Source organism: Mediterraneibacter sp. 210702-DFI.3.120 (assembly GCF_020561005.1).
Classification (GTDB): Bacteria; Bacillota; Clostridia; order Lachnospirales; family Lachnospiraceae; genus Mediterraneibacter; species Mediterraneibacter faecis.
This window is the reverse complement of the sequence record NZ_JAJCNG010000017.1, coordinates 34,917-48,015: the sequence shown is the minus strand read 5'-3', so window position 1 is coordinate 48,015 and position 13,099 is coordinate 34,917. Positions and strand designations below refer to the sequence as shown.

Annotated in this window: 9 protein-coding genes and 1 pseudogene; 9 read left to right on the top strand and 1 reads right to left on the bottom strand. The window is 42.1% G+C overall.

Translation table 11 applies throughout. The features are described from left to right. Positions 1-55: 55 nt before the first annotated feature. A complete protein-coding gene (locus LI162_RS10185) occupies positions 56-970 on the bottom strand; it encodes a LysR family transcriptional regulator (RefSeq protein WP_196020516.1) in 915 nt (304 codons plus the stop codon). A gap of 219 nt (positions 971-1,189) precedes the next feature. Between LI162_RS10185 and garD the strand changes: the two genes are divergently transcribed. The 9 genes and pseudogenes from garD to garR (LI162_RS10140) all read left to right on the top strand — a co-directional run bounded on the left by garD (position 1,190) and on the right by garR (LI162_RS10140) (position 13,019). After that, positions 1,190-2,707, top strand: coding sequence for a galactarate dehydratase (gene garD / locus LI162_RS10180; protein ID WP_118142476.1), 1,518 nt, complete (start codon positions 1,190-1,192; stop codon positions 2,705-2,707). Between the two features lie 220 nt (positions 2,708-2,927). Further along, positions 2,928-4,853: a sigma 54-interacting transcriptional regulator gene (locus LI162_RS10175; protein WP_117915922.1), complete on the top strand. Its 1,926-nt coding sequence runs from the start codon at positions 2,928-2,930 to the stop codon at positions 4,851-4,853. Between the two features lie 449 nt (positions 4,854-5,302). Then, a pseudogene (gene garR / locus LI162_RS10170) lies at positions 5,303-6,202 on the top strand (2-hydroxy-3-oxopropionate reductase); the annotation flags it as partial. 14 nt (positions 6,203-6,216) lie between these two features. Next, positions 6,217-7,629 carry a GntP family permease gene (locus LI162_RS10165; RefSeq protein WP_118110509.1) on the top strand — a complete coding sequence of 471 codons (1,413 nt, stop codon included), beginning with the start codon at positions 6,217-6,219 and terminating at the stop codon, positions 7,627-7,629. A 20-nt stretch (positions 7,630-7,649) separates the two neighbouring features. Then, positions 7,650-8,537 carry a dihydrodipicolinate synthase family protein gene (locus LI162_RS10160; RefSeq protein ID WP_015528000.1) on the top strand — a complete coding sequence of 296 codons (888 nt, stop codon included), beginning with the start codon at positions 7,650-7,652 and terminating at the stop codon, positions 8,535-8,537. Between the two features lie 158 nt (positions 8,538-8,695). After that, positions 8,696-10,021 carry an enolase C-terminal domain-like protein gene (locus tag LI162_RS10155; RefSeq protein WP_055148596.1) on the top strand — a complete coding sequence of 442 codons (1,326 nt, stop codon included), beginning with the start codon at positions 8,696-8,698 and terminating at the stop codon, positions 10,019-10,021. 18 nt (positions 10,022-10,039) lie between these two features. Further along, positions 10,040-10,990 carry a hydroxyacid dehydrogenase gene (locus LI162_RS10150; protein WP_117915926.1) on the top strand — a complete coding sequence of 317 codons (951 nt, stop codon included), beginning with the start codon at positions 10,040-10,042 and terminating at the stop codon, positions 10,988-10,990. Between the two features lie 31 nt (positions 10,991-11,021). Then, positions 11,022-12,110 (top strand): iron-containing alcohol dehydrogenase family protein, encoded by a 1,089-nt coding sequence (locus LI162_RS10145; protein ID WP_227156472.1) that lies wholly within the window; start codon positions 11,022-11,024, stop codon positions 12,108-12,110. Between the two features lie 18 nt (positions 12,111-12,128). Then, positions 12,129-13,019, top strand: coding sequence for a 2-hydroxy-3-oxopropionate reductase (gene garR, locus LI162_RS10140; RefSeq protein ID WP_020436127.1), 891 nt, complete (start codon positions 12,129-12,131; stop codon positions 13,017-13,019). The last annotated feature ends 80 nt before the right edge of the window (positions 13,020-13,099 follow it).

Here is a 13,099-nt window from a genome sequence, read left to right as displayed (position 1 = left end):
GAGCCTGTTGTATGTGTTTGAGATATCGCCATGACGGCATCTATCTATTCTGCGCTTATTTTAGCACTGCAAGCGAAGTGTTACAAGAGTAGAAATAATTTCCCGCAAGCTCGATCAGTGTCCGCGCCGGCTTGCTGATATAATGTCCCTTGCGATATGCAGCAACAATCTCCCAGGAAGGATGGTCAGGTAATTGAAAATAGGTAATTGCCTTATCTTCCAGATCCATATAATACATCGGTAAAATTCCACAGCAGATATTTTCATGGATCATAGAGATGATCGCATGGTTATTTGAAGTTTCGAACAGAACATTAGGGGTAAATCCGGCATTTTTAAAAACGGAATCAACGATCTCCCGGATGGTAGAAGTTTTCTGTGTGAGGACAAAAGGCTCTTCTTTGAGCAGAGCCAGATCACCGTTCTTCATATCTAAGGCAGTTACAAGTTTTGTAGGAACAGCAAGAACCATTTCTTCCGAAGCAAGCGTTTCATAAATGATTCCTGATTTCTTCTGCGACCTGGTCAGAGTCATAAAACCAAGGTCAAGTTCACCGGATAAGAGAAGTGGATGCTGATCGCGAACGCTACGTTCAATCGGTTCCACTTCTATACATGGATAAATATTGTGGAACTTTGGATAAACATTGGTGAACATGGCAATTCCGCGGCCGGGAGTGAATCCGAGAGTGATATGACCTTTCTGTGCTTCGCAGAGATCGTGAATCTGATTGTAGGCATTCTTCTTTATAAGAAGAATGTCTTTTGCTGCGTTGAGATAGATTTCGCCGGCAGGGGTTGGGTGCCAGTCAGTCCGGGAACGGTAGAATAGCGGAGTGCCGAGCTCTTTTTCCAGCTTGAGAAGCTGCTGGTTGAGGGCAGACTGGGTGATGAATAGCTTTTCGGCTGCATGGGTAATATTTTGTTCTTCTGCAATTTTTAAAATATATTCAATCTGTTTTAAATCCATAGGAATAACCTTTCTACTGATTCTGTGAATGAGCCTTTACATTTCTATTTTCAGTATAATTCGATCGATATGGACTGACAAGAAAAACTATTAAAAAAATTAAGAGAAGTAGAAAAACAATGAATTTTACTTATTAACAGTAAGAGCGTATGATAAAACCATAAAGAATAGTAAAGAAAAACGAAACATTTCTTGCTAAGTGAAAAGGAGGAATCATTCATGGCAAAGCGACTTCTTGTAAAAGTGAATGAAGCAGACAATGTTGCAATTGCAGTGAAAGAAATCAAAGCCGGAACACAGGTTTCAGAAGATCTGGTTACCCGTCAGGATATTCCACAGGCTCATAAAGTAGCGCTTGAGAGAATCCCAAAGGGACAGCCAGTGATTCGTTACGGTGTTATTCTGGGGTATGCTCTGGAAGATATTGAAAAGGGAGACTGGATCAATGAATTTATGTTGGAGCTTCCGACACCACCATCTGTTGATGATATGGAGTATGGAAAAAAGATTGTAACAGATCTTCCGACACCGCCGGTAACAACATTCGAAGGATATAGGAATCCAAATGGTGGATACGCAGGAACGAGAAACATTCTTGGAATCAGCACAACGGTTCAGTGTGTAACTGGTGTACTTAATGTGGCGGTGAAGAGAATCAAAGAAGAACTGCTTCCAAAATATCCGCATGTGGATGACGTAGTTCCAATCAATCATGCGTATGGATGTGGTGTCGCAATCAATGCACCGGAGGCGAAAGTGCCGATCCGTGCTTTACGCAATCTTGTACATCATCCGAATTTTGGCGGACAGGTGATGGTTGTTGCGCTTGGATGTGAGAAATTAACAGTGGAAAAATTGCTGGACGAGGCAGATATTTCCCCGGAAAATGTAATTGTTCTTCAGGAACAGAAAGGTTTCGATGCCATGGTAAATGCCATTATGGAGATGGCAGATAAAAAACTTGCAATTCTTAATCAGAGAAGAAGAGAAACATTACCGCTTTCCGATCTTTGCATCGGTATGCAGTGTGGCGGAAGTGATGCATTTTCAGGCGTCAGCGCAAACCCATCTGCCGGATACGCAGCAGATATGCTTGTAAATGCAGGTGCAACCGTAATGTTTTCAGAAGTTACAGAAGTAAGGGACGGCGTACATTATATCGCAGAACGCTGTGTGAGCAAAGAAGTCTGCGACAAGCTTGCGGCAGAGATGAAATGGTACGACCACTATCTGGAAGAGGGAAATGTTGACAGAAGCGCTAATCCAACTCCGGGAAATAAGAAAGGTGGACTTTGTAATATTGTAGAAAAAGCAATGGGATCAATTGCTAAATCAGGAAGCTCACCGATCGTAGAAGTATTATCTCCGGCAGAGCGCCCGTCAAAGAAAGGTCTTATCTATGCAGCAACACCGGCCAGTGATATTGTCTGTGGACCTTGCCAGCTTGCATCCGGTATTACACTACAGGTATTTATGACCGGAAGAGGAACACCTTATGGACTTGCAGCAGCACCGGTTATTAAAGTCTGTTCCAGAAATGAGATGAAAGAGATGTGGCAGGATCTGATCGATATCAACGCAGGTCCGGTTGCTACGGGTGAAGCACAGATCTCAGATATCGGTACAGAATTATTTAATAAAATTATTGCGGTTGCAAGCGGAAAAGATCAGAGTTTTGCAGAAAAATATAAACTCCACAATGATCTGTGCATCTTTAATCCGGCACCGATTACCTAAGATATGTTTTTGAAAAATTCTTAGTCTCCTAAAAAGAATATAGAGCTGGCCGCAGAGCGTGCTGCGGCCGGCAAATACACGAACAGAAAAAGAATCTTGTCCCAAATGCTGCGGAGAAGATTCTTTTTCTTTTTATAATTGTAGGGAATAAATTTGTTGATAAAATAGTGAAGTGCGTGATAAGGTAAAAGAAAGTGAATTATGGTCGGAGGCATTTATTATGGTTAAAATAGGAATGTTTCTCCCGGAAGAGCGGATGGTCGAACCGGCGAGAAAAATTATAGAAGAAAATCATCTGGATGTGGTCTATCTTGAGGCTGTGCATACAGTAGATGCAGTGAATAAAGCAAGAATTGCAGTGGAGGCCGGAGCCCATATTCTGGTTGCCAGAGGATATCAGGCGAAGTTAATTAAAGAATATACAAATATTCCTGTTGTTGAGATTCGTTTTCATGCACAGGAGATTGGTCTGCTCATTCAGAAAGCAAAGACGATTCTTAAGAAAGAGCATCCACATATTGCATTGATCGCATTTGAAAATATGCTCTGTGATATGTCGTATATGGAGCAGCTGTTTGATATACGACTGGATGTGATTTATCTAAAACGTATTGAAGAGGCTGAAAGCATTATTGCAGATTTTGAGGAAAGACCGGATCTGATCATTGGTGGAGAAGGAACCTGCAGAGCAGCAGAAACGATGGGATATTCGACACTGTTTTATCAATCAACGGAAGAATCGCTAAAAGAAGCCCTTCTTGCAGCGAAGAATGCGTCCTATGCAGCTGAAAGTGAGAAGCGTAATACTGCGCAGTTTGAAACAGTACTGGATACGTCCTTTAATGGAATTATCAAGGTGAACGCAGAAGGAAGAGTGATTGTAGTCAATAAACTGGTTGAAAATTTGTTAGGAAAGAATAGTGAAGATCTGGTTGGAAAGAGCCTGACGGAGATTCTCCCCGGAATCGATTCGCTCTTGATCGAGAATATTTTAAGCGGAAAGAGCGAAAGCTATTCCACTTCTGTTTCTGTCAGGAAAAAGACCTGGATGGCAATGATTGCACCAATCCAGTATGACAATCAGATTACAGGAGCAATTTTGTCTCTTCAGAAGCTGGCAGACAATTCAAAAAAGACCAAGGATATCCAGGGAGATATGCTGCTGCATGGATTTGCGGCGCAGACCAAATTTGAAGATATTCAGACAGAGAATGCACAGATGCGAAAAATGCTTGAAACTGCGAAAATGTATGCCTTGTCTGAACACGCAGTTATGATTTATGGGCAGGCAGGTACAGAGGATTATCTTTTGGCAGAAGCAATTCACAATAATAGTATCCGCAAAGTGGGTCCATATGTCAGCATTAATATGCGGGGAATGGATAAAGAACATCAGATGGAAGAGCTTTTCCGAAGAGAAGCCGGAGATACAGTTTCAACTTTTGGTGCAAAGGGTGCAATGATAAAGGCAAATCACGGAACCTTATTTATTAAAGGAATCGAGCATCTGACTTTGCGTGTACAGCATCAGATTTTGCGTACAATGTTAAGCAGGGCGCAGATGAGAACAGATGCACAGCCACTTGACACGTTGGATGTAAGAATCATAGGATCATCAAAGATAAATCTGAAACATCTGGTGGAAAAGGGAGAGTTTAGCGAGGAATTATATTATATGCTGCAGAGCCTGGTACTTGAGATTCCTTCATTGAATGAACGCCCGGAGGATCTGAGAAATTGTTTTGATAAAGAATTGAAGATATATAAGGAAAAATACAACCGTCCGCTTAGCGTAACAGAAGGAGCATATAAGAAGCTGCAGGAACTGAGGTGGACAGGGAATGGGATCCAGCTACGGTCATTTTGTGAACGACTTGTTCTTACAGCCAAAAAACGCATGATTGATGAAGTCGTTCTTCAAAATTTATATGACGAACTGTTTCCACATGTGGAAGAATCTCATGGAGAGAAGAGGATTCTTGTGTATCGTTCTCAGGAGACAGATGAACTTGAGGAGCTGCTTGAACGTTTCCACGGAAACCGGAAACTGGTGGCAGAAGAGCTCGGTATCAGCACGACAACTCTCTGGAGAAGAATGAAAAAGTATGGAATAGAAGCCAATTATGGTGGAAATGAATTACTATAGGAACAGGTAAATGTATACAGGGAGATAGTTTAAAACTGTCTCCTTTTTTGATGTGAAAAACTGTATTTTGTTATGTATAAAAATGAAGTGAGAATTTGTGCAGAATTCATAATGTTTCAAAAAATGAAAAAATGATTACATATGATGAAATGAATGGAAAGAAATTGAAATTGAAACAAATAAGAAAAAACAGAAGCGAAACATAATGAAATAAAAATGAAATACATAATTCAAAAAATGAAAACTTATGAAATCTACATAAATCAGAGCACACTCCATTGAACAATCTGTCAATGGAATCTTTGTACTCAGTTTTGTACAATATGCATGTCAGATAGATAAGTTACCTGACCAAAGGCAAGGCAGGAAACAAGAAGCGCGCGAATTATCAAAGACGATTAGGAACAAGTTGAAATAGCAGTAATACAAAATATCAGAAATCTGAGAGGAGAAGAACAATGAAAGTTGGATTTATCGGACTTGGAATTATGGGAAAACCAATGTGCAGAAACCTTATGAAAGCAGGATATGAAGCTGTTGTATATAACAGAAGCAAGGCAAGCGTAGAAGAATTGGCAGCGGAGGGAGCACAGGCAGCAGGAAGCCCGGCAGAGGTGGCAGAGAACTGTCAGGTGATCATCACAATGCTTCCGAATTCTCCTCAGGTCAGAGAAGTCTGTTTAGGAGAAAACGGAATCGCTTCCGCAGCAAAAGAAGGAACGATCGTGATCGATATGAGTTCGATCGATCCGGTACAGTCGAAAGAAATCGGAGCAGAGCTGAACAAAAAGGGAATTGACTTAATGGATGCACCGGTCAGCGGTGGAGAGCCAAAGGCGATCGACGGAACAATTTCTGTTATGGTCGGAGGAAGCAAAGAGAACTTTGATAAGTACTATGATTTATTAATGGCGATGGCAGGATCTGTAGTGTATGTCGGAGAACTTGGATCCGGAAATGTAGCAAAGCTCGCAAATCAGGTGATTGTAGCATTGAATATTGCGGCAGTGTCTGAGGCACTGACACTTGCAGTGAAAAATGATGCAGATCCGGAGCTTGTATATAAAGCTATCCGCGGAGGTCTTGCAGGATCTACAGTGCTTGATGCAAAAGCACCAATGATGATGGCTCACAATTTCAAACCGGGATTCCGTATTGAACTCCATATCAAAGACCTGAATAACGCACTGAATGCAGGTCATGCAGTAAATGCAGCACTTCCACTTACTTCACAGGTAATGGAGATCATGCAGTCACTTAAGGCAGACGGAAATGAAAAAGATGATCACAGTGCAATCGTAAAATATTACGAGAAGATTTCTGATACATCTGTTGAGAAAAAGAATTAAGAGAGGTAAGAACTATGAGTGAATCAACCAGAATGATGCTGGGGCTGGTGATCGGAATAGCGATAATGATCGTCCTGGTTATGAAGACAAAGGTACATACATTTATTGCATTATTGCTCGCAGCATTGATTACAGGATTGATCGGGGGCATGCCGGTCGCAGATATTACAAATGCAGCCGGAGAAACGACAGTCGGCGTTATGACCGCTATCAAAGACGGATTTGGAAACACATTGAAAAGTACCGGTATCATAATCGGACTTGGAGTTATGATGGGAGGAATCCTTGAAGTTTCAGGAGCAGCGGAACAGCTTGCATTTACTTTCATCCGTGTAATCGGTAAGAGAAAAGAAGAATGGGCACTGGCAATCACAGGATGGGTTGTATCTATCCCGGTATTCGCAGATTCTGCAATCGTTATTTTTGCACCACTTGTAAAAGCAATGTCTTCCGTAACAGGAATCTCTGTTGTAGGACTTGCACTGTCACTGGCCTGCGGCCTTCAGCTGACACACTGTCTGGTGCCGCCGACACCGGGACCGCTGACAGCAGCCGGAATGCTTGGAGTTGATGTTGGACAGATGATTATGATCGGAGCAGGAATTTCTATTCCGATGCTGATCGTTGTAGTATTCTACTGTAAATATATTGGAAAGAAAATCTATCAGATTCCAAATGAAGATGGACATGGATATGAAAGAAAAGAATTCAAAAAAGAATATATCAAATCCATGGAAGAAGTTGAAAAACTGGTAGGAGAGAAGAATCTCCCGTCATTCACAGCATCTATTCTTCCGATTATCATTCCGATTGTTTTGATTTTTGTTAAAACATTCTGGGGACTGTTTGGAACAGGTGAAGGAGTGGCAAACACAATCATCAGTCTTGTAGGTGAACCAATCTTCGCACTTGGTGTTGGAACAATCATTGCAATCTATGGACTGGTAAGAAAAGAAGATAATAAAAAAGTTATCGGTATCATGGATACAGCAATCAAAGATACAGGTATTATCATGCTGATCACAGGAGCCGGCGGTTCTCTTGGAAATGTAATCAAAGTCAGCGGTATCGGAAATGTTCTTGGAGAGACAGTTGTAGGACTTCCGCTTCCGGCAATCCTGATTCCATTTATCATTGCAGCACTGATGAGAATCGCGCTTGGATCTGCAACAGTAGCAATCACAACAGCAGCATCCCTGACAGCACCACTGATGGCATCAATCAGTGTATCCCCAATCCTGCTCGCAGCTTCCTGTTGTGTAGGAGCAATTTCATTCTCCTACTTCAATGATAGCGGATTCTGGGTATTCAATGGAATGTTCGGTCTGACAGAATTAAAAGATCAGGTAAGATGTAAAACAGCAGTGTCATTGATCATGGCAGGCGTTGGAATTATAGAATTACTGTTATTACAGTTTGTGCTATAAATTGAAAGGAGTTTTTTATTATGACATTCGTACCAAAGGGAATTATCCCTCCAATTATTACACCATTAACAGACGAGGGTGAAGTAAACTATCCGGTATTAAGACAGATGGTAAATCACCTGATCGACAACGGAGTTCACGGTTTGTTTCCACTTGGAACAACCGGAGAATTCTACGCATTCGATGATGATACATACAGAAAGATCCTTGAGACAGTCGTTGATGAGACAGCAGGACGTGTTCCGGTCTACGGCGGAGCAAGCCACATTACAACAAGAGGAGTTATCAGACTGGTAAAGATCTGTGAGGAGGTCGGAGTTGATGCAGTTTCCGTACTGACACCGATGTTTGTATCCCAGACACAGGATGAGTTGTACAACTACTATAAGACAATCGCAGAAAATACAACACTTCCAATCATCATGTATAACAATAAACCAAAGACAAATGTGACAATCACACCGGCAACAGTTGCAAAACTTGCTGATATTGAAAATATTGTTGCTGTAAAAGACAGTACAGGTGATATGACAAATGCTGCAGAGTATATCCGTCTGACAAGAGGAAAAGATTTCTCTGTACTGATGGGAAGAGATACTTTGATCTACGCAGCACTTTGCTACGGAGCAACAGGAGCAATCGCATCCTGTGCAAATGTAGCACCGAGAATTGCAGCGGATATCTATGATAAATACGTTGCAGGAGATCTTGAAGGAGCTCTGGAAGCACAGTTTACATTGGCTCCGTTCCGTATTGCATGCGGTATGGGAACATTCCCGGCAGCAATCAAGGAAGGTCTTGTTCAGGAAGGAATTCCGGTAGGAAAATGCTTAGATCCGATCGGCGAACTGACACCAGAAGAGAAAGAGAAGCTGCATAAAGTACTTGCAGATATGAACCTTGTTTAAAACAAGAAGTTATTAAAAAATGTTAATAAACTAAAATTTGCTGCCATGATTTCGGTGGTCGGACTGCAAGTCAATCTCCGGTCCGATCACTGAAGTAAAAATAAAAGTAGAATAGAAACAGATAGAGAAAAAGTTCGTGTATAAAAGGAGAAATTGTTATGTCTAGAATCGTAAAAATGGAAGTATATCCAGTAGCCGGAAAAGACTGTATGGAACTGAATTTAAGTGGAGCACACGCACCGTACTTCACAAGAAATATTGTTGTTCTTTATGATGAGAATGGAGAGACAGGAGTTGGAGAAGTTCCGGGAGGAGAGAAGATCACAAAAGCACTTGAGGAATGTATCCCGCTTGTTGAAGGAACAAGGGTTGCTGAGTATAAGAGCACACTGCTTAAAGTGAAAGCACATCTTGATTCTAAGGGTGAGGAAGATGTCAGAGGAAACCAGACATTTGACCTTCGTACAGGAGTTCATGTAATTACAGCAATCGAGGCTCCATGTCTTGATCTCCTTGGAAAGCAGCTTGGTGTTCCGGTTTGTGAACTTCTCGGAGACGGACAGCAGAGAGATAAAGTAAGAATGCTTGGATATCTCTTCTTTGTAGGAGACCGTAACAAGACAGATCTTCCGTATGATTCAGAGCCGGATTCAGATTGTGCATGGTACCGTCTGCGTCACGAAGAAGCACTTACAGCAGATAAGATTGTAGAGATGGCACTTGCTACAAAAGAGAAATACGGTTTTAAAGATTTTAAACTGAAAGGAGGAGTTCTTGCAGGAAACGAAGAGATGGATGTGATCCGTGCAATGAAGAAAGCACTTCCGGACGCAAGAATCGACCTTGATCCAAATGGTGGATGGCTTCTTGAAGAAGCAGTTGAATATGTAAAGGGAATGGAAGGAATCCTTACATACTGTGAAGATCCATGCGGAGCAGAAGGTGTTTATTCAGGAAGAGAGATTATGAGTGAATTCCGCAGACGTACAGGTTTCCCGACAGCAACAAACATGATCGCTACAGACTGGAGACAGGTTGGACACTCTCTGGAATCTCAGGCAGTTGACATCATCCTTGCAGACCCACATTTCTGGACAATGAGTGGTTCTGTACGTGTAGCTCAGATGTGCCATGATTTTGGCTATACATGGGGATCTCATTCAAATAACCATTTTGATATCTCCCTTGCAATGTTTACACAGGTTGGAGCAGCAGTTCCGGGAGAGTACAATGCACTGGATACACACTGGATCTGGCAGGAAGGTCTTGAAAGACTGACAAAAGAGCCACTTCAGATCGTAGACGGATGCGTAGAAGTTCCAAAGAAACCAGGACTTGGTATTGAAGTGGATCTTGAGCAGGTGAAGAAAGCACATCAGCTGTACCTTGATAACTGTCTTGGAGGAAGAGATGATGCAGTAGGAATGCAGTATCTGATCCCGGGATGGAAATTCGATCCAAAGAAACCTTGTCTTGTAAGATAAGGAGAACGACAGTAGAAAATGAAACAGAAGATTTACATTCCTCAGCCAATCGCTGCAGCGGGAGAGGACTATCTCATAGAAAAAGGCTATGAGATAGTCCGCGGCAGCGGAAAGACAGACAAAGAATCAATAAAAAATGATATTGCAGTATGTGATGCAATGATTCAGCGAACTGCAAAAGTAGACAAGGAGATACTTGAAGCAGGAAAGAACCTGAAAATCATAGCCAGACATGGGGCAGGATATGACAATCTTGACTGGAAGGCTGCGAATGAGTTAGGGATTTATACGACTTATTCACCGGACACGACGACCTTATCTGTTGCAGAATTCACTATAACGGTGATTTTAAATCTTGCAAAACGTCTGAAAGAATCCGAAGAACTTGTAAGGAATGGGGATTTTCAGAAGAAATTTTCACTGAAAGGGACCGATGTAGCAGGAAAGACACTCGGGATCATCGGTTTTGGAAAGATTGGAAAAGAGGTAGCAAGAAAGGCAGCGCTGGGGCTGGATATGAGAGTCATTTCTTATGTGCCGCGTCCAGAAGGAAAAGAAATTCCAGGGTATATAGAAATCGTATCCTGGGAAGAACTTTTGCAAACATCGGATTATATCAGTCTGCATGTGCCGGGAGGAGAAAAGAACCAGGGAATTATTTCAAAAAAAGAGTTTGCCATGATGAAGAAATCCGCTTCCCTGATTCAAGTTTCCAGAGGCGGCGTTGTTGATGAAGAGGCGTTAGCAGAAGCAATCAGGAATGGTCAGATCAGAGGTGCGGCAGTGGATGTGTTCTCAGAAGAACCACCCCAAAAAGACAATCCATTATTGAAACTGGAACAAGTGATCCTGACACCGCATATTGGTTCCAACACGGTGGAATGTATGGATCGGATCGCACTGGATGTAGCGGAGGATGTGCATCTTGTCCTTTCCGGAAAGAATCCAAAACATCCAATTAAAAGATAGATTATGACAGAAGAGGAAAGGCAGCGGGAAAATGGAAAAAGTGACTTTAGATCCGGCAATTAAATTCGGAGCCGGGAGGTACAGACAGGAAAAGAATTTACTTGAAGAGTGTGGAAAAGAAATTTCACGTTTTGGAAAGAGAGCATTTATCATTGCCGGAAAGAGAGCATGGGATGCAGTGAAAGAACGGATGATTCCGGGATTTGAGACGGCAGGAATTGAGTATGAATTGCACCTGTATAGTGGAAAGTGTTCTTATGAAGCTGCCAGGGAATATGCTGAAAAATGCAAAGTAGAAAACTGTGATGAGGTAGTTGGAATCGGTGGCGGACTTGTTATGGATTTTGCAAAAGCAGTCGGTGAATATGCAGACACCGGAGTTGTCAACATTCCAACATCAATTGCAACATGTGCCGCATTTACAACAATGAGTGTTATGTATACACCGGAAGGCGCGAAGAAGGACTGTTGGAGATTCGAACATGAAGTCGATGCAGTTCTTGTAGATCTGCAGGTGATCGCAGAATGCCCAATCCGCTATGCGGCGGCCGGAATTCTTGATGCAATGGCAAAAAAAATTGAGATACAGAACGGCAAGCCGAAGATGTATCTCAGTGAAAATAAAATTGATCTGTTCAGTGCCTACAAGATGGCAGAGTATACTTACGAGGTGCTTGTAGAGTATGGTGCACAGGCAATTGAAGATATTCGTCATAAGAGACTGACAAAAGCAGTAGAAGATATTACATTTATCAACATAGCAGTAACCGGTGTGATCGCGAACATCACGAAAAGCTTCTCACAGTCAGCACTTGGTCATATGATGTATGACGGCGTGAGAACCTATTTTACAAAGGAAGCAGAGCATGCGCTGCATGGAGAAATCGTGGCAGTGGCACTGTTTACACAACTTTATTACAATAAATTAAGTGAAGATAAAGAGGCACTTCGTCTGTTCATGAAAGGGATGGACATGCCATTAACTTTGCAGGAGCTTGGAATCGAGCCGACGCAGAAGAATCTTGATATTCTGGAAGCGTATCTGATTGATTCTCCTTATGTAGAGCAGTCAGAAGAGAGCTTTAAGCTGCTGCATGAAGCAATGAAACAGATGTGTTAAAAGAAAGGAAATAATAAAATGAAAGTAGGATTTATTGGACTTGGAATTATGGGAAAACCGATGAGCATGAACCTGTTAAAAGCAGGAAATGAGCTCGTTGTATTTGATTTTAATGAGACAGCAGTTGCAGAGGTTGTTGCAGCAGGTGCAAAGGGAGTAAAAAGCGGAGCTGAAGTAGCAGCAGAGTGTGACACAATCATCACAATGGTTCCAAACTCACCACATGTACGTGCAGCATGTCTTGGTGAAGGTGGAATTGCAGAGGCAGCAAAACCGGGAACAGTTGTAATTGATATGAGCTCTATTGATCCGGTAGAATCTAAAAAGATTGGTGCTGAGCTTGCAGAAAAAGGAATTGAGCTGATGGACGCACCGGTAAGTGGCGGAGAGCCGAAGGCAATCGACGGAACACTTTCTGTTATGGTTGGTGGAAAGAAAGAGACATTTGACAAATATTATGAACTGTTGATGCAGATGGCAGGTTCTGTTGTATATGTTGGAGAACTTGGATCAGGAAATGTTGCAAAACTTGCAAATCAGGTAATCGTTGCACTGAATATCGCAGCAGTATCTGAAGCACTTACACTGGCAAAGAAAGCCGGGACAGATCCGGAGCTTGTATATCAGGCAATCCGTGGAGGTCTTGCAGGTTCTACAGTTCTTGATGCAAAGGCACCGATGATGATGGATCACAACTTCAAGCCGGGATTCCGTATTGAACTTCACATCAAAGATCTGAACAATGCGCTGAACGCTGCACATGCAGTAAATGCATCTCTTCCGCTTACAGCAGAGATCATGGAGATCATGCAGTCCTTAAAGGCTGACGGAAATGAAAAAGATGACCACAGTGCAATTGTAAAATACTACGAAAAAGTATCTAATGTGTCTGTAGAAAGAGAAAACTAAGATTAACCATTTGTAAGAATATAAGTTATTGCCGGTCATGGGAAACTGTGGTCGGCATTTTCTATCTGAATAAAAGGTCA